Origin of the sequence: Nitratireductor pacificus pht-3B (assembly GCF_000300335.1) — a bacterium.
In the GTDB taxonomy this organism is placed as follows: Bacteria; Pseudomonadota; Alphaproteobacteria; order Rhizobiales; family Rhizobiaceae; genus Nitratireductor; species Nitratireductor pacificus.
This window is the reverse complement of sequence record NZ_AMRM01000003.1, coordinates 93,182-110,211: the sequence shown is the minus strand read 5'-3', so window position 1 is coordinate 110,211 and position 17,030 is coordinate 93,182. Positions and strand designations below refer to the sequence as shown.

Here is a 17,030-nt window from a genome sequence, read left to right as displayed (position 1 = left end):
GACGCCTGAGGGCGGGTGTGCGGAAAGGGCTCAGAGTTCCCCGGAAGGGCGCTTGTTGCGCCCGCGCCGCGCCATGCGCATGAAGACAGGGGAGGTGCGCAGGAGGGCGGCGAAGCGGCCGCGCTGGCCGGCGGGAACGCTCGGGCGGACCCCCATGCGGTAGAGCGTGACGAGAATCAGCATCGCATAGATCGCCGAGGTGTAGGAGAACAGCGCATGCGGGCCGAAATGCTGCATCAGGAACGAGGCGACCAGCGGACCCGTCACCGCGCCCATGGAGTAGAAGAACAGCAGGCCCGCCGCCACCTGGACATACTCGTCCCGTTTCGCATGGTCGTTGGCATGCGCCGCCGACAGGGAATAGAGCGACATGGCGAAGGCGCCGAACAGGAACACCAGGAGCAGGTTGGCGTTGCGGTCCTCGCCGGCGAACCAGCTGAGCGCCAACGCCGAGATCATGGCGCCGATGGTCGTGAAGAGCAGCACCTGCCGCCGGTCGCGGCGGTCGGAGAGGGCACCCAGCGGATACTGCATCACCGCGCCGCCGATGATGCCGGCGCTCATGAAGGTGGCGATCTCCGACACGGAAAGGCCGATCGACTGGCCGTAGATCGGCCCGATCATGCGGAAGGCGCTGTTGGTAAGGCCGACGGCGATGCAGCCGATCGAGGCCAGCGGCGAGATGCGCCAGACCTCCTTCAGATCGAGGCGGAAGGCGGCGGGCGGCTGCGGGTTCGACCGGTCCGCCATCGACACGGGCACCAGCGACAGGGTGATCATCATGGCCATGACGGCGAAGGCGGTGAAGCCCTCGATGCCGATGCCGGGGATCATGTATTGCGACCCGGTGACGGCGACGATGTCGATGATCCGGTAGACGGCCAGCACGCGCGCCCTGTTGGCGTTCGCGGCGGCGGAATTGAGCCAGCTCTCGATGGTGGTGAACAGGCTGGAAAAGCAGATGCCCGAGAGGAAGCGGACGGCGATCCAGGCCACGGGGTCGACGAACAGCACCATCAGCAGTGCGCCCGCCGCGCCGAGCGCCGCAAGTGCGGCGAAGGCGCGGATATGCCCGACGGCACGCAGAAGACGGGGGATGTACAGGCATCCGATCAGGAAACCGGCGAAATAGGCGCTGCCCATCAGACCGATCGTCGTCGGCGAAAAGCCCTCCGCCGCGCCGCGCAGGGCGATCAGCGTTCCCTGCAGCCCGTTGCCGGCGAGCAGGATGCCGGCAGCAACGAGAAGCGGGATCAACGGGCGGAGATTGGACATGAAGATGCGGCCGGGCGGATGCGGCGCGCTGGTCGCACCGCTTGCGTTTCAGCTATAGAACGCTCTGGCGCAATCCGCTTGGGCCAACTCTCCGGGCCGATGGTCCCAGGCGGGCGCGCCCGCCGCGCGAGGCTTCAGTCCTGCGCCTCGGCCAGCATGCCGTCCACCAAATGCACGCGCCGGTCCATCCGCGCGGCCATGTCGAGATCGTGCGTGACCGCGATCACGGTCTTGCCCCGTTCGCTGACCAGGGTGCGCAGGATGTCGAACACCTGTTCGGAACTCTTCGAATCGAGACTGCCTGTCGGCTCGTCCGCGAGAACGATGGGCGGGTCGTTGGCAAGCGCCCGGGCGACGGCGACGCGCTGCCGCTGCCCGCCCGAAAGCTGGTCGGGTCGCTTCTCGCGATGACCGGCGAGCCCGAGCGATGCGAGCAGGTCGTCGGCGCGCTGCCGCATGGCCCGCGGCGAGAGCTTGCCCATCTTGCGCATCGGGATCTCGACGTTCTGTCGGGCGGAGAATTCGGGCAGCAGGAAGTGGAACTGGAACACGAAACCGATCATCGACAGGCGGGTGCGGGCGAGGTCCGCATCGCTCATCGGCGCGGTATCGCGGCCTTCGACGAGGATCGTGCCGCCGGTCGGTCGGTCGAGCAGGCCGAGCAGATAGAGCAGCGAGGATTTTCCCGAGCCGGACGGCCCGGTGATGGCGACGAACTGCTTCGCCCCGATCTCCAGCGAGACGTCCTTCACCAGCGTGACCGGAACGGTCTCCGGCAGGACGCGCGTCAGCTCGCGCGCCGCAAGCAGCGCCGTCATGTCGCCCCCCTGATGATATCGACGGGATTGAGCCTTGCCGCCTTACGCGCCGGCAGGTAGCCCGCGACCGCTGCCGAACCGAGCGCGAACAGCGAGGCGATGGCGTAGTGCGCAGCACTCCAGGCGATCGGCAGCTCCGTCATTTCCTGGCCACCCGCGTCGAGTTCGAACGTGATCGACGCCAGCGCATAGGTCAGCGCGAAGCCCAGCGCCCAGCCGGCCACCGAGCCGGCGGCGCCGATGGCCAGTCCCTCGATGACGAACATGCGCTGCATGTCGCTGCGGCTGAAGCCGAGCGACTTCATGATGGCGATGTCGCGCGCCTTCTCGTGGGTGATGGTCGAGACGATGTTGAAGATGCCGAACCCGGCGACGAGCAGGATCGCCGCCACCACCGCATACATGATGACGTTGCGGACGACGAATGCCTGCATGATCGCTTCGTTGGCCTCCTGCCAGGAAACGGCCTTGTAGCCGAGCTCGGCCTCGATGCGGCCGGCGGCGTCGCGCGCCGCATAGGGATCGTCGAGCTTGACGCGGATGTCGTTGACGGCGTTCGGCCGCTCCGAGACGATCTGCGCGTTCTTCAGGAGCATGTAGGCCTCGCCTTCGTCGCGCGCCGTGGTGCCGGTGTGGAACAGCCCGGTGATCCGGAAGTTGCGGGTCAGTCCCGAGGAAGAGACCGCCGTCACCGTGTCGCCCAGCCGGGCACCGAGTTTCCCGGCCATGCGGTCGCCCATGACGATGTTGTTGCCGCCCTCGTTGAGAGTGGAGAAGCCGCCCTGCGTGAAGTCCCCGACGATGGGCGAGATGGCGCGCTCCGTCTCCGGCTCGATGCCGATGATGGAGGCGCCGGCCTCGCGCCCCTGATAGCGCACGACGCCTTGCGTCCTCAGGCTTTGCGAGAACCGGCCGGGCACCCAGGCATCGAGCCAGGCGTTCGCCGCCGCCGGGTTGATGATGCCGCGCCGGTCGTCGCGCGGCCTGAGACCCGAGATTTCTGCCACGTCGAAGGCCGCTTCGGCGGGCTGGCGCCGCGCGGCGCGCTGCTCGTCGGTGATCTGCACATGCGGCATGGTGTCGATCAGCTGCTCGACGAAATCGTCCTGGCCGCCCTGCATCAGCGCCGCCATGGCGATGGAGAAGCCGACGCCGACGGCGACGCCGATGATGGCCACCAGCGACTGCCGCCCGCGTCCGGCGATGTGCGTCAGGGCGATGTCGAGGATCAGCCGCATGCTAGTCGGCCTTCACCGCGACCGGCGCGCCATCCTCCAGCGTTTCGGGATAGGGCGACAGCAGGCGCGCATCGTCGGCCAGTCCCGACAGGATTTCGACCTGGCTGGTGCCGCGGATGCCCGTCTCGACCGTCTTCATCCGGGCCCGTCCGTCCTCCACGACGAAGAGCTTCGCATCCCGCAGCGCCAGGGCAGGGACCAGCAGGGCGTCCTGCGCGACGCGGATGACGATGTTGGCGTCGACCGACATGCCGATCAGGAGCGGCGTGTCGTCGGGCAGCGACAGTCGGACGCGATAGGTGCGCGTCACCGGGTCGCCTTTCGGCGTGATGCTGTCGACCTTCGCCTCCAGCGCGCGTTCGGGGAAGGCGTCGGAGCGCAGCAGGACGCGCTGGCCCGGTTTAACGCGCGGAATATCCTCTTCGTTGACCTCGGCGATGACGAGGCGGGGCGTCGCCCGGCCGACCCAGAACAGCACCGTTCCGGGTTCGGCGATCTCGCCCACCTCGGCGTCCTGCCTGAGAACCATGCCGTCGTCGGGCGCGCGCAGCGCATAATTCTCCAGCCGCGCCGTCTGGCCGGCGATCAGCGCTTCCACCTGGATCACCTCGCTGTTCGCGCGCTCCAGCGCGGTCAGATTGCTGACATTGCGCGCCACGAGCACTTTGAGCCGGTCGCGCTCGTCGGCCGCCAGCTTGTACCGCGCCTTGAGTTCGCTCAACGCGGCCTCCGCCTCGCTGGCGTCGAGACGCGCAAGCACCGCGCCCTTGGCGACCCTTTCGCCTTCGCAGTTGCAAACCTCGGTGATGCGCTCGCGCACGAGCGAGGTCACCTTCGCCCAGGTCCGGGGTTCCACCGTGCCGGAGGCGAAGACGATCTCCGCCGCCTCGCCGCGCGTCGGCTCTTTGGTCGTCACGACCGGCGGCCGCCCATAATACCAGTAGCCCGCGGCTGCCGCGGCAACCGCCGCCGCGGCGATGAGAAGAAGGCGCATCGGTTTCACGTCATGCTCTCCGGCATCGGAGGGAAATTAAATACGATGCAGTATTGTATATAAATATTGCCGGGCTACAATGGCCTTTCTCGTCCAACGCGGATCAGGGAGCGACGCCTGGCACGGAAAGAGCAGAAGACCGACACCCGGCGCGGACCGCGCGGACCGGGACGCCCGCGCGATCCGCAGACCGACGCGGCGATCCTCGACGCCGCGTTGAAGCTGTTCGTCGCCCACGGGCTGGAGGGTGCCAGTTTCGAGCGCATCGCAAAGGCTGCCGGCGTCACGCGGGCGACCATCTACCGGCGCTGGAGCGCGCGCGATGCGCTGCTTGCCGACGCGTTGGGGCGGCTGAAGGAAAACGCCGAGCAGGATTTCGGCCCCTGGCAGGACATTCCGCTGGAAACGCTCATCGGCATGATGGTCGAACACGGGCCGAAGGCGTGGGTCGAGCTCGACGCCAGGCGGCTTCTGGCGCGCATCATCGGGTCGGTGCCGGATGCTCCTGACCTGATGCGCGTCTACTGGGAGGTCTATCTGGAGCCGCGCCGGGTCGCCTTCAACATCATCCTGGAGCGGGCCTGCCGGGAGGGGATCCTGCCGGCAGAAACGGACGTGGACATGTTCCAGGACATGTTCAGCGGCGCCATGATCTATGAATTGCTGATGAAGCCGGACGAGGGCAGCGAGGAGGCGCTCCGCGCCTATTTCGTCCGCCTCCTGCGCCAGCTCGGTATGGGGGAACTCTACGACCGCTACAGGGCGGCCTCCGGACAGGACTGAGGTGAGGCGGGCGGCTCGCCGGCCTGGCAGAGCCGCCCGCATCGGCTCACGCGCCGAAGCGCTCGATCACCTCGCTGAGCGGCACATGTCCACGGCAGGCGCCCGAGCCGGGCGCGTCTTCGCCCGCCTCGAGGGCAAGCGCATAGGCGACGGCGGGGTCCGCTTCGATCCGCCGGCGGATCGCCGCAAGCCGGGGCCAGCGTTCGGGCGCCGCGACCTCGTGGAAATCCAGCCAGCGGGCGACGCCGACGAGCAGGCCGTCGGCGAGCGTGGGACGGTCGCCGACGAGGAACGGGCCGTCGCCGACCATCGCCTCGAGCTTGTCGTGACGCTCGATGACCGCTTCGCGGCCGAAGGCGCGCATGCTCTCCCGCGTCTGCGGATCGAGGTCCTCCATCTCCATGGCGGCCCAGAGCGGTCCGAAGGCGGAGGTGAAGCCTGTGTTGATATAGGCCATGAGCTGGTGCATGCGGTCCGCCTCCGGCGAAAGCGGGGCGAAGCTGATGCGTTGCCCGGTATCCCGCGCTTCCAGCCAGGCGGCGATCGCCATGGTTTCGCTCAGTGCCGTGCCGGCATCGGTGACGAGCGCCGGCGTCTCGTGCCGCGCGTTGATGCGGGCGTAGGACGGGTCGCGCATCTCGCCCAGCATGTCGACCCGGCAGAGCCGGTATGGCTTGCCGAGCCATTCCAGCGCAGCGACGAGCCCCATGGAGCTTCCCGCCGGGAAGCCATAGACAAGTATCGGTTCCATTCATCGTTCTCCGTGAACTCTGGATCGCCGTGCGGCCTTCCGGACGCGCAAAGGACGATCTAGATTGATGCTCAAAGTGATCACGCTGCGCAGCGTGGCTGGAACCTACCGGGTTGCGTCCCTAAGTAAATTACGCACTTTTTTGTAACCCTAGACAGGAGCCTGGCGATGAAGGATCTGGTGTCGCGCTGTCCCATCGAAGAGGTGATGCAGGTGCTCAGCGGCCGGTGGCCGACGCTGCTGATCTACTATCTGCAGGAAGGGACGAAGCGTTTCAGCGAGCTGCAGCGCGACAATCCGACGGTGTCCCACCGGATGCTGACGCTCGAGCTGCGCAAGCTCGAACAGGCCGGGATCGTCCAGCGCACCGTGTTCGAGGGCTATCCCCTGCGGGTCGAGTACGACCTGACCCAGGCCGGCATGAAACTCGTGCCGTTGATCGATGCGCTCGGCGACTGGTGGATGGCGACAGACGACACCCGCGCGGACATGACGGAAGAGAAGGTGTGACCGCAAGGCCCCTATGCGGCGCTTCCGGTCCGGCTCCTTGACAAATCGTACCTCTCATGCGCTTTTCGCGCCGATCTTCCGGGATGGTTTCGCCCCGTCCCGAGCACGAATTCCCGAGCAAGAATTCCAGGACACGGATGATATGACCATGCATCGCTATCGCAGCCATTCCTGCGCCGAACTCAGAAAATCCGACGTGGGCGCCAATGTGCGCCTTTCCGGCTGGGTCCATCGCGTGCGCGATCATGGCGGCCTGCTGTTCATCGACCTGCGCGACCACTACGGCCTGACGCAGATCGTCGCCGATCCCGATTCCCCGTCCTTCAAGACGGCGGAGACCGTGCGCGGCGAATGGGTGATCCGCGTCGACGGCGAGGTCAAGGCGCGCACGGCCGAGACGGTCAACGCCAACCTGCCAACCGGCGAGGTGGAGATTTTCGCCCGCGAGATCGAGGTGCTTTCGGCGGCGAAGGAACTGCCGCTGCCGGTGTTCGGCGAGCCCGACTATCCGGAGGACATCCGCCTCAAATACCGCTTCCTCGACCTGCGCCGCGAGACGCTGCACAGGAACATCGTCCAGCGCACGAAGATCATCGCCGAGATGCGCCGCGCCATGGGCGAGGCGGGCTTCACCGAATATTCGACGCCGATCCTGACCGCTTCCTCGCCGGAAGGCGCGCGCGACTTCCTCGTGCCGTCGCGCCTGCACGAGGGCAAGTTCTACGCGCTGCCGCAGGCGCCGCAGATCTACAAGCAGCTGATCATGGTGTCGGGCTTCGACCGCTATTTCCAGATCGCCCCCTGCTTCCGCGACGAGGATCCGCGCGCCGACCGGCTGCCGGGCGAGTTCTACCAGCTCGACCTGGAAATGAGCTTCGTCGAGCAGGAGGACGTGTTCCAGACGATGGAACCGATCATGCGCGGCGTGTTCGAGAAATTTGCCAGCGGCAAGCCGGTGACGCAGGCGTTCCCCCGCATCCCCTATGACGAGGCGATGCGCAAATACGGCTCCGACAAGCCGGATCTGCGCAACCCGATCGTGATGGAAGACGTCTCCGCGCATTTCCGCGAGTCCGGCTTCAAGGTGTTCGCCAACATCCTCGCCAACGACCCGAAGGCCGAGATCTGGGCGATCCCGGCGCGCACCGGCGGCTCCAGGGCCTTCTGCGACCGCATGAACTCCTGGGCGCAGGGCGAGGGGCAGCCGGGCCTCGGCTACATCTTCTGGCGCAAAGAAGGCGAAGCGCTGGAAGGTGCCGGACCGCTGGCGAAGAACATCGGGCCGGAGCGCACCGAAGCCATCCGCACCCAGCTCGGCCTCGACGATGGCGACGCCTGTTTCTTCGTCGCCGGCGACCCGAAGAAGTTCGTCGCCTTCGCAGGCGCGGCCCGCACGCGCGCCGGTGAGGAGCTGAACCTCGTCGATCGCGACCGCTTCGAACTCGCCTGGATCGTCGATTTCCCCTTCTACGAGTGGAACGAGGACGAGAAGAAGATCGATTTCGGCCACAACCCCTTCACCATGCCGCAGGGCGGGCTCGAGGCGCTTGAGGGCGACGACCCGCTTTCGATCAAGGCCTATCAGTACGACCTGGTCTGCAACGGCTTCGAGATTTCCTCGGGCGGCATCCGCAACCATCTGCCGGACGTGATGGTCAAGGCGTTCGAGAAGGTCGGCTTCGACAGGAACGAGGTGGAGGAGCGTTTCGGCGGCCTCTACCGTGCCTTCCAGTACGGCGCGCCGCCGCATGGCGGCATGGCCGCCGGCATCGACCGGGTGGTGATGCTGCTGGTCGGCGCCAAGAACCTGCGCGAGATTACCATGTTCCCGATGAACCAGCAGGCACAGGACCTGTTGATGGGCGCCCCCTCCGAGGCGACGCCCGCGCAGCTGCGCGATCTGCATATTCGGATGGCGCCGGTGAAGAAGGATTGAATGCTGAAGAGCGAATAGCGAGTAGTAGTAAAGAGAAAAGGGTTGCGGGCCGTACCAGGCCCGCAACCCTTTTTCGCTATTCGCTACTTCACTCATTCGCCACCACCGTCAGCCCCAGCTGCTTGGCCAGCGCCTCCGGCGATCCCATGGCGGCGCCCATCAGGACGGCGAAGGGCATCGGCTCCGCCGGCGCGAGGCGGATCTCCAGGCTCTTCGGGTTGTCCATATAGGCGGCGAGCGCCGCCGACAGGCTCTGCGTCAGCTCCGGCCCGAGATACTGCCCCGCCATCAGCGGAACGATGGCCTTGGCCTGGTTGGCCACGTCGGCGGGCTGGATGCCCTGCTGTGCGGCGACGTAGGCGAGGACCTTCTGGGTCAGGGAGGCGTCCGAGAAGCGCACCGACGCGCCGTGCAGGTTGAGCTGCTGCATCAGGCCGAGCATCGCCAGGCTCTGCGCCTGCTGCTGCTCCTGCGGGGCGTTGTTGACCTTCTTCTGCATCTCCTGCAGCGCCTTGATGAAGTCCGGCGTGTAGCCGCTGACGTCGGCCTTGATGCCCAGCGTGCCGGCATTGTCGAACGTGGCGTCGTAACGCGACACGATCAGCCGGCCATCCTCGGGGCTCCAGCTGCCCTCCATGTCGGCCCGGCCGGAGAGCTGCTCGTAGCCGAATTCCTTGATCGCCTTGCTGGCTTCAGCGCTGTTCGTCAGCTTGGCCAGATCCAGCCAGAACCTGTCCGCCCCTCCGCTGAAGGTGAGCAGTCCCTCGCTTTCCTTGACGGAGGTGTTCGCGGTCAGCCCGTCGAGCGTGAACACCGGCTCCGGGCCGCCCATCCCGACCTTGACGCTGTCGAGGGCGAAGCGGCGGTACTGCATCATGCCGCCATAGAGGTTCCCGGCATTTTCCCCCGGCAGGACCAGCCCGTCGATGGTCAGTCCGGCGAGCGTCAGCTCGATGCCGTCCTTCGCATGCTGGAACGTGTCGAGTTCAACCCGGCCGATCTCGTAGCCGATATCGCTCTCGCTGACGTCCTGCAGGACGAAGGTGCCGAGATCGGCGCGCGTGTCGAAGCCCGCCACGCCAAGGGTGAAGCTCTCGAGCACGACCGAATCGCCATCCTTGCTGACGCTGCTCCAGCCGGCCTCGATGCCCTGCTGCTCGAGCATCATCTTGTAGCGTTCGGCGACGGCTTCGGCCTCCCAGGCCCAGGCGGATTGCATTGCGGTCGCGGAAAGCAGGGCCGCAAGGGAAATAGACTTCAGCTTTAAGGCATGGCTGAGCATGGGGATCGTTCCTCGAAATACGTATAACTATGGTAAAGCGCCGGCTACCTGGCCGAATATTGCGCTGGGAAGATGACGATTGACCGATGATGTGTCAATTTCATGCGTAACGCGAACAGCAAATTCGGGATGGGGCCTTGCCTGCAGAAATTTCACGGACGGGAACGCAACGGCCGGCCTGCGAGCGACCGGGCGCTTGGGCGGGATTGCGCCTGGCCTTGCTCGTGGTTGCGATGACCCTTTCGACGGGCCTTGCCCGTGCCGCGGAACTGCACGAAGGGATAGCCTATCGCGCCGGCCTGAAACTGGACATCCACGCGCCGGAGCGCGGCGGCCGCCCGGTTCAGGCGGGGGTCGTGCGAATGAACCTGTTCTCCTTCGCCGGCGGCCGCGCGCCGGTCGTCATCTATGCCCATGGCGGCGGCTGGGTGAAGGGCGATCGCAAGAAGATCTATTCGATGTCGCAATGGCTGACCGGGCGCGGCTACGTGCTCGTCTCCATCGACTATCGCAAAGTGCCCGCCACCACCATCGACGGCCAGGTCAACGATCTCTCGGCCGCCATCGCATGGGTTCGCTCCAACATCGGCCGCTATGGCGGCGATCCTTCGCGTATCGTCCTGATGGGCCATTCGGCGGGCGCGCATCTGGTGGCGATGGCGTCGGCGCGCAATGTCGCCGGCCCGGTGCGCGGCATCATCCCCAACGATGTGCAGGCCTACGACATGGTCGCCTATGCCGGCATGCGCGGCTCGCTCGGCTATCCCTACATCAACGCCTTCGGGTCGAACCCGCGCGACTGGGTGCGCTGGTCACCAGTCACCTATGCCCGCCAGCGCTCCGGCTTCCCGCCGCATCTGTTTCTCCATTCGGGATCGAACGGCGAGCGCCGCAGGGCGCTGACCAACGGCTACGCCAACCTGTTGCGCTCGCGCGGCGCGCGCGTCGCCGTGTTCGACGGCGGCCGCTACACGCACGGCTCGATCGCCCGCAAGCTCGGCCAGCCCGGCGATCCGGCAACCGTGGCCATCGAGCGGTTTCTGGCGCAGGTGACGAGGTGAGTGAGGAGCGAATAGTGAATAGCGAGTAGGGAAAAAGGACTGCAGTCGTTTCTGCGGAACGTGAACCTACTCGCTACTCGCTACTCGCTACTCGCTATCCACACTTGCCGCGAATCACCCGCTGGTCTAACCGGAACCCATGGGAAAAGAGCTAAATCCGCCCGGTGGCGACGGCGGCGATGCCGTCGAGCCCGTCGATCTGAAGAAGGCGCTCGAGGAGCGCTATCTGGCCTATGCGCTGTCGACCATCATGCACCGGGCGCTGCCCGATGTGCGCGACGGCCTGAAGCCCGTCCATCGGCGCATCGTGCACACCATGCGCCTCCTGCGCCTCAGCCCCGACCAGGGTTTCGCCAAATGCGCCCGCATCGTCGGCGACGTGATGGGCAAGTTCCATCCGCATGGCGACCAGTCGATCTATGACGCGCTGGTTCGCCTGGCGCAGTCCTTCTCGATGCGTTACCCGCTGGTCGACGGCCAGGGCAATTTCGGCAATATCGACGGCGATAACGCGGCCGCCATGCGCTACACCGAAGCGCGCATGACCGAGGTGGCCGCGGAACTCTTGACCGGCATCACCGAGGATGCCGTCGATTTCCGCCCGACCTACAATGAGGAAGACGAGGAACCCACCGTCCTGCCGGGCGCGTTCCCGAACCTCCTGTGCAACGGCTCCTCCGGCATCGCCGTCGGCATGGCGACTTCGATCCCGCCGCACAACGCCGCCGAGGTCTGCGATGCGGCGCTGGCCATCATCGACGATCCTGATGTCGATCCCGAGCGTCTTCTCGATTTCGTCAAGGGACCCGACTTCCCGACGGGCGGCATCATCGTCGAGGACCAGGCGTCGATCCGCGAGGCCTACGCCACCGGCCGCGGCGGCTTCCGCGTCCGCGCGCGCTGGGAGAAGGAAGACCAGGGCAGGGGCACCTGGAACGTGGTGGTCACGGAAATCCCCTATGGCGTGCAGAAGTCACGGCTGATCGAGAAGATCGCCGAGCTGATCATCGCGCGCCGCCTGCCGCTGCTGGAAGACATCCGCGACGAGAGCGCCGAGGACGTCCGCATCGTTCTGGTGCCGAAGAGCCGCACCGTCGAGCCGGAACTGCTGATGGAATCGGTCTTCAAGCTGACCGACCTCGAGAACCGCTTCCCGCTCAACATGAACGTGCTGTCGCGCGGCAAGGTTCCCGGCGTCCTGTCGCTGAAGCAGGTGCTGCGCGAATGGCTCGACCATCGCCGCGACGTGCTGCTGCGCCGCTCGCGCCACCGGCTGGCCGAGATCGAGAAGCGCCTCGAGATCCTGTCGGGCTACCTCATCGCCTATCTCAACATCGACGAGGTGATCCGCATCATCCGCGAGGAGGATGAGCCGAAGAAGGTGATGATCGCCCGCTTCGAGCTGACGGACAACCAGGCCGAGGCAATCCTCAACATGCGCCTGCGCGCCCTGCGCAAGCTCGAGGAATTCGAGATCCGCAAGGAGTTCGACAAGCTTTCCGAGGAGAAGACCGGGATCGAGGCGCTGCTCGGCTCCACCACGCGCCAGTGGAAGACGGTGCGCTGGGAGGTGGCTAAGGTGCGCCAGACCTTCGATCCGGAGAAAAACCCGGCGCTCGGCCGCCGCCGCACCACCTTCGCGGAAGCCCCCGAACACGATCTGGAAGATGTCCACGAAGCGCTGATCGAGCGCGAGCCGATCACCGTCGTCCTTTCGGAGAAGGGCTGGCTGCGCGCCATGAAGGGCCATCTGGCCGACTATTCGACCCTGTCCTTCAAGGAAGGCGACAGCCTGAAGCTCGCTTTCCCCGCCCAGACCACCGACAAGATCCTGCTGTTCACCACCGGCGGCAAGTTTTACACGCTCGGCGCCGACCGGCTGCCCGGCGGGCGCGGCCATGGCGAGCCGGTGCGCATCATGGTCGACATGGAAACCGACCAGGCGATCGTCACGGCCTTCGCGCACGACCCCGAGCGCAAGCTGCTTATTGCCTCGCATGTGGGCAATGGCTTCGTCGTGCCCGAGAAGGAGATCATCGCCAACACCCGCAAGGGCAAGCAGGTGATGAACGTCAAGGCGCCCGACGAGGCGAAATACTGCATCCCCGTCTCCGGCGACCACGTGGCGATTGTCGGCCAGAACCGCAAACTCCTGGTCTTCGCCCTGTCGGAGATCCCCGAGATGACGCGCGGCAAGGGTGTGCGCCTGCAGCGCTACAAGGATGGCGGCGTATCGGACCTGAAAACCTTCGCGATGGAGGCTGGCCTTTCCTGGCAGGATTCCGCCGACCGGACCTTCGTCAAGTCGCGCGACGAACTCATCGAATGGATGGGCAACCGCGCCGCGGCGGGGCGGATGGTACCGAAGGGTTTCCCGCGCACCGGCAGGTTCGGCTGAGCGGACCCGCGCCGGCGAAAAAATGTCTGCCGGCGCAACCTTGTGGTAATGCCCGCCGCCCATCCTTGAGAACGCATCGATCAGGCAGGGAGGCGGAAATGCGGTTTTGGACAAGGGCACGCCGGAAGACATCGGCCATCGTTCTGGCCGGCGTGGTGGGCTTCGCGGTGCCGGCCGGCGCGGCCGACCGCCTGCTTGAGGAAGCCGTCGCGTTCTCCGGCTCCATCCTGTTCCTCGAAACCGGCGTGCCGGGTCTCGTCCTGGGTGCCATTCGCGACGGCGAGACGGCGGTCGCCGGCTTCGGCGAGATCGCGGACGGGACGGGCAGGGCGCCCGACGGCGACACGCTGATGCGCGTCGGCTCCGTCACCAAGGTCTTCACCGGCGCGGTTCTGGCCAGCCTTGCCGCCGATGGCACGGTCGGCCTGGCCGATCCGCTGCAGAAGCATCTGGGAGCCGATGCCAGGGTCGCCGCGAAGGATGGAAAGCCAATCCGCCTGATCGACCTCGCTACCCACACATCGGGCCTGCCGCGCGAACTGGAGCGGGAGCCCGGACCGGAGAAGGATCCGTTCGCTACGCTGACGCTCGAGGCCTACCGCGCGGCGCTTGCCGAGCGCGACGCCCAGCTCTTCGCTGCCGGCACGGGCGGCCTCTATTCGAACTTCGCCTTCGACATGCTGGGCGTCGCGCTCGGCGAGGCGGCTGAAAAACCCTATGCCGATCTTCTCGCCGAACGCGTCCTCGGACCGCTCGGCCTGAAGCATACGAAATTCGCGCCAACGGAAGCGGACCGCCCGCGCCTCATGCAGGGGCACAATGTCGATGGATCCCCGCTGCCCGACGTGCCGGCGACGCCGGTGATGGCCGGCGCCAGCAGCCTCTATTCGACGCCCAACGACATCCTGCGCTGGCTCGGCTGGCATCTCGACCGCGCCTCGCCGGACATGGCCGAGATGCGGCTGATCGATCACGCCGCCTATGTCGAGCGCGACGGGTTGTCGCCGGTCTTCGGCTTCGACGAATCCGGCGCGATGGACGCCATGGCGCTCGGCTGGGTGGTGATGCGTCCCGAGGGCAATCGTCCGCTCATCCTGCAGAAGGCGGGCGGGCTGCAGGGCATGCTCGTCTATCACGCTTTCGCCCCGGCACGCGGCGTCGGCGTGTTCGTCGCCATCAACAAGTTCGACTTCGCCGCCGCGATGACGATGACCGCGTTCGCCAACGACCTGATCGAACAACTGGCGCCGCGATAGGAGCACCGCCACCGCTTCGTCGCCGCCCTGCGTCCTTCGACAAGCTCAGGATGAGGAAGGGAGCGCTACTCGGCGGCAATGGCCGTTGCGGTCGTCTTGCGCTTTCTGCATGTGCAGAGAGCCGGGGGCGTACCGCTCCTCCCTCCCTCATCCTGAGCTTGTCGAAGGACGCACGACGCCGGGAACCGCGCCGTCCACATCCGGGGCTGTGGAAAAGCCGTTCTTGCGGGCGGCAGAGGGCGGCGAATGACGTTAGATCGCCCTAGGTCCTTTCGGACGCACAAAGGACGATCTCAACCGTTGATGGCGCATCGGAACAACCGAAAACCGGTTCCCACTTTTCGGTCCGATGCTCTATCTTCGCCGCACGCGCAATATCGGGAATTCGCATGTCCGCAGACGTCAAACGCATCGCCGCCCTTATCGCCACCGAGATCAACGCCAGGCCGGAACAGGCGCAGGCGGCCATCGGCCTCCTGGACGAGGGCGCGACCGTGCCCTTCGTCGCCCGCTACCGCAAGGAGGTGACCGGCGGCCTCGATGACACGCAGCTCCGCCTTCTGTCCGAACGGCTCGCCTATCTGCGCGAGCTCGAGCAGCGTCGCGAGACGATCCTCGGTTCGATCCGCGAGCAGGGCAAGCTGACCGAGGAACTGGAGGCGAAGATCGCCGCCGTCGGCACCAAGGCCGAGCTGGAAGACATCTATCTGCCCTACAAGCCGAAGCGCCGCACCAAGGCCGAGATCGCCCGCGAGCGCGGCCTCGGGCCGCTGGCCGAGATGATTCTGGCCGAGCGCGGCAGGGAGCCCGCCGATCTCGCCGCCGGCTATCTGACCGACGATGTGCCGGACACCAAGGCGGCGCTGGAAGGCGCGCGCGACATCCTGGCCGAGCAGTTCGCCGAGAACGCCGATCTGGTCGGACGGCTGCGCAACCACATGAAGGAACGCGCCGTGCTGCGCGCCCGCGTGGTGGAGGGCAAGGAGGAGGCCGGCGCAAAATTCTCCGACTATTTCGATCACTCGGAGCGCTGGGCGAACGTGCCGAGCCATCGCGCGCTCGCCATGCTGCGCGGCCGCAACGAGGATGTGCTCTCGCTCGATCTGGAGGTCGATGCCGACGACACCGGGCCGCTGAAGCCTGCCGTCGGCATGGTGGCCGCCGCCTATGGCATCGGCAATGCGCTTGCGGGCGATCGCTGGCTGCTGGAGGTCGCCGGCTGGGCCTGGCGGGTGAAGCTCTTCCTGCATCTGAACCTCGACCTGATGCGCGACCTGCGCGAGCGCGCGGAGGAGGAGGCGATCAACGTTTTCGCGCGCAATCTGAAGGATCTGCTTCTGGCCGCGCCGGCGGGATCGCGCGCGACGATGGGGCTCGATCCCGGCATCCGCACGGGCGTCAAGGTGGCCGTGGTCGACGGGACGGGCAAGCTGCTCGCGACCAGCACCGTCTATCCGTTCCCGCCGCGCAACGACCTGCGCGGCACGCAGGCCGAACTGGCCGCGCTCGTGCGCAAGCACGGCGTCGAGCTGATCGCCATCGGCAACGGTACAGGCAGCCGCGAGACCGAAAAGCTGGTGGCCGACATGCTGGCGGACATGCTGGCGGACATGCCGGCGCCGAAGCCGCTCAAGGTGATCGTCTCGGAGGCCGGCGCGTCGGTCTATTCGGCATCGGAGACGGCGGCGGCCGAATTCCCCGGTCTCGACGTGTCGCTGCGCGGGGCGGTCTCCATCGCCCGCCGCCTGCAGGACCCTCTCGCCGAACTGGTCAAGATCGAGCCGAAGTCGATCGGCGTCGGTCAGTACCAGCACGATGTCGACCAGTACCGGCTGGCCAAGGCGCTCGATGCGGTGGTCGAAGACGCGGTGAACGCGGTCGGCGTCGACCTCAACACGGCGTCCGCGCCGCTGCTGGCGCGCGTCTCCGGGCTTGGCGCCTCGCTTGCCGAGGCGATCGTCGCCCACCGCGACGTGAACGGGGCGTTTTCGAGCCGCCAGCAACTGCTCGATGTCGGCCGGCTCGGCCAGCGGACGTTCGAGCAATGCGCCGGTTTTCTGCGCATCGCCGGAGGCAGCGAGCCGCTCGACGCATCCTCCGTCCACCCGGAAGCCTATGGCGTGGCGCGCCGGATCGTCGCCGCCTGCGGCCGCGACGTGCGCGCGCTGATGGGCGACAGCGCCGCGCTGAAGGCGCTCGATCCGCGTGTCTTCGTCGACGAGCGCTTCGGCCTGCCGACCGTGCGCGACATCATCGCCGAACTGGACAAGCCCGGCCGCGACCCGCGCCCCGCCTTCCGCACGGCGACCTTCGCCGAAGGGGTCGACGACATCAAGGACCTGAAGCCCGGCATGGCGCTGGAAGGGACGGTGACCAATGTCGCCGCCTTCGGCGCCTTCGTCGATATCGGCGTCCATCAGGACGGGCTGGTGCATGTCTCCCAACTGGCCGACCGGTTCATCAAGGATGCGCATGAGGTCGTGAAGGCCGGCGACGTGGTGAAGGTCAAGGTGCTGGAGGTGGACATCAAGCGCAAGCGCATCAGCCTGTCGATGCGCAAGGATGCAGGTGCCGACGCCGGCGCTGCCCGCCCGCGTGACGGCGGACGGCCTTCCCGCGGCGAACCGCCGCGCAAGGGAGGCGCCAGGCCGGGCGCGCGCGGCGCCGAACCGCAGGGGGCGCTCGCCGCGGCGCTGGCGCAGGCCATGAAGAAGAAATAGCCGGCACG

The 17,030-nt window shown here is 66.7% G+C and carries 13 protein-coding genes; 7 read left to right on the top strand and 6 right to left on the bottom strand.

What is annotated here, in order from left to right:
- Positions 1-30: 30 nt before the first annotated feature.
- The 4 genes from NA2_RS03535 to NA2_RS03520 form a co-directional block, all read right to left on the bottom strand.
- Positions 31-1,275 carry an MFS transporter gene (locus NA2_RS03535; protein ID WP_040676626.1) on the bottom strand — a complete coding sequence of 415 codons (1,245 nt, stop codon included), beginning with the start codon at positions 1,273-1,275 and terminating at the stop codon, positions 31-33.
- A 134-nt stretch (positions 1,276-1,409) separates the two neighbouring features.
- Positions 1,410-2,093: an ABC transporter ATP-binding protein gene (locus NA2_RS03530; RefSeq protein ID WP_008594252.1), complete on the bottom strand. Its 684-nt coding sequence runs from the start codon at positions 2,091-2,093 to the stop codon at positions 1,410-1,412.
- Positions 2,090-3,331, bottom strand: coding sequence for an ABC transporter permease (locus NA2_RS03525; protein ID WP_008594251.1), 1,242 nt, complete (start codon positions 3,329-3,331; stop codon positions 2,090-2,092). Before NA2_RS03525 ends, NA2_RS03530 begins: the two co-directional genes overlap by 4 nt.
- Before the next feature lies 1 nt (position 3,332).
- Entirely contained in the window at positions 3,333-4,325 is a 993-nt protein-coding gene (locus NA2_RS03520) for an efflux RND transporter periplasmic adaptor subunit (protein WP_008594248.1), read from the bottom strand.
- A gap of 66 nt (positions 4,326-4,391) precedes the next feature.
- Here NA2_RS03520 and NA2_RS03515 point away from each other — a divergent pair, with 66 nt between their 5' ends.
- The gene (locus NA2_RS03515; protein ID WP_008594246.1) at positions 4,392-5,108 is read left to right on the top strand and encodes a TetR/AcrR family transcriptional regulator; all 717 of its coding nucleotides are present in this window, start codon (positions 4,392-4,394) and stop codon (positions 5,106-5,108) included.
- 46 nt (positions 5,109-5,154) lie between these two features.
- Here NA2_RS03515 and NA2_RS03510 read toward each other — a convergent pair whose 3' ends face one another.
- Positions 5,155-5,859, bottom strand: coding sequence for a glutathione S-transferase family protein (locus NA2_RS03510; protein WP_008594244.1), 705 nt, complete (start codon positions 5,857-5,859; stop codon positions 5,155-5,157).
- A gap of 168 nt (positions 5,860-6,027) precedes the next feature.
- On the opposite strand from NA2_RS03510, the gene NA2_RS03505 reads away from it, so the two are divergent.
- Both NA2_RS03505 and aspS read left to right on the top strand, forming a co-directional pair.
- Positions 6,028-6,369 (top strand): winged helix-turn-helix transcriptional regulator, encoded by a 342-nt coding sequence (locus NA2_RS03505; protein WP_008594242.1) that lies wholly within the window; start codon positions 6,028-6,030, stop codon positions 6,367-6,369.
- Positions 6,370-6,517: 148 nt separating this feature from the next.
- Positions 6,518-8,305 (top strand): aspartate--tRNA ligase, encoded by a 1,788-nt coding sequence (gene aspS, locus NA2_RS03500; protein ID WP_008594239.1) that lies wholly within the window; start codon positions 6,518-6,520, stop codon positions 8,303-8,305.
- Between the two features lie 88 nt (positions 8,306-8,393).
- Here the strand turns inward: aspS and NA2_RS03495 are convergent, their stop codons facing one another.
- A complete protein-coding gene (locus tag NA2_RS03495; protein WP_008594237.1) occupies positions 8,394-9,587 on the bottom strand; it encodes a YdgA family protein in 1,194 nt (397 codons plus the stop codon).
- 233 nt (positions 9,588-9,820) lie between these two features.
- On the opposite strand from NA2_RS03495, the gene NA2_RS03490 reads away from it, so the two are divergent.
- The 4 genes from NA2_RS03490 (at position 9,821) to NA2_RS03475 (ending at position 17,022) form a co-directional block, all read left to right on the top strand.
- On the top strand, positions 9,821-10,648 hold the full coding sequence (locus tag NA2_RS03490) for an alpha/beta hydrolase (RefSeq protein WP_081582600.1): 828 nt from the start codon (positions 9,821-9,823) through the stop codon (positions 10,646-10,648).
- A 139-nt stretch (positions 10,649-10,787) separates the two neighbouring features.
- Positions 10,788-13,046, top strand: a complete 2,259-nt coding sequence (parC, locus tag NA2_RS03485) for a DNA topoisomerase IV subunit A (RefSeq protein ID WP_008594234.1) — start codon at positions 10,788-10,790, stop codon at positions 13,044-13,046.
- A 98-nt stretch (positions 13,047-13,144) separates the two neighbouring features.
- A complete protein-coding gene (ampH, locus tag NA2_RS03480) occupies positions 13,145-14,302 on the top strand; it encodes a D-alanyl-D-alanine-carboxypeptidase/endopeptidase AmpH (RefSeq protein WP_008594232.1) in 1,158 nt (385 codons plus the stop codon).
- Positions 14,303-14,691: 389 nt separating this feature from the next.
- Positions 14,692-17,022 (top strand): Tex family protein, encoded by a 2,331-nt coding sequence (locus NA2_RS03475; protein WP_008594229.1) that lies wholly within the window; start codon positions 14,692-14,694, stop codon positions 17,020-17,022.
- The last annotated feature ends 8 nt before the right edge of the window (positions 17,023-17,030 follow it).

Coding starts and splice junctions, on each gene's coding strand:
- NA2_RS03535 (WP_040676626.1), bottom strand. CDS start 1,275: ATGTCCAATCTCCGCCCGTTGATCCCGCTTCTCGTTGCTGCCGGCATC.
- NA2_RS03530 (WP_008594252.1), bottom strand. CDS start 2,093: ATGACGGCGCTGCTTGCGGCGCGCGAGCTGACGCGCGTCCTGCCGGAG.
- NA2_RS03525 (WP_008594251.1), bottom strand. CDS start 3,331: ATGCGGCTGATCCTCGACATCGCCCTGACGCACATCGCCGGACGCGGG.
- NA2_RS03520 (WP_008594248.1), bottom strand. CDS start 4,325: ATGCGCCTTCTTCTCATCGCCGCGGCGGCGGTTGCCGCGGCAGCCGCG.
- NA2_RS03510 (WP_008594244.1), bottom strand. CDS start 5,859: ATGGAACCGATACTTGTCTATGGCTTCCCGGCGGGAAGCTCCATGGGG.
- NA2_RS03505 (WP_008594242.1), top strand. CDS start 6,028: ATGAAGGATCTGGTGTCGCGCTGTCCCATCGAAGAGGTGATGCAGGTG.
- aspS (WP_008594239.1), top strand. CDS start 6,518: ATGCATCGCTATCGCAGCCATTCCTGCGCCGAACTCAGAAAATCCGAC.
- NA2_RS03495 (WP_008594237.1), bottom strand. CDS start 9,587: ATGCTCAGCCATGCCTTAAAGCTGAAGTCTATTTCCCTTGCGGCCCTG.
- NA2_RS03490 (WP_081582600.1), top strand. CDS start 9,821: ATGACCCTTTCGACGGGCCTTGCCCGTGCCGCGGAACTGCACGAAGGG.
- parC (WP_008594234.1), top strand. CDS start 10,788: ATGGGAAAAGAGCTAAATCCGCCCGGTGGCGACGGCGGCGATGCCGTC.
- ampH (WP_008594232.1), top strand. CDS start 13,145: ATGCGGTTTTGGACAAGGGCACGCCGGAAGACATCGGCCATCGTTCTG.
- NA2_RS03475 (WP_008594229.1), top strand. CDS start 14,692: ATGTCCGCAGACGTCAAACGCATCGCCGCCCTTATCGCCACCGAGATC.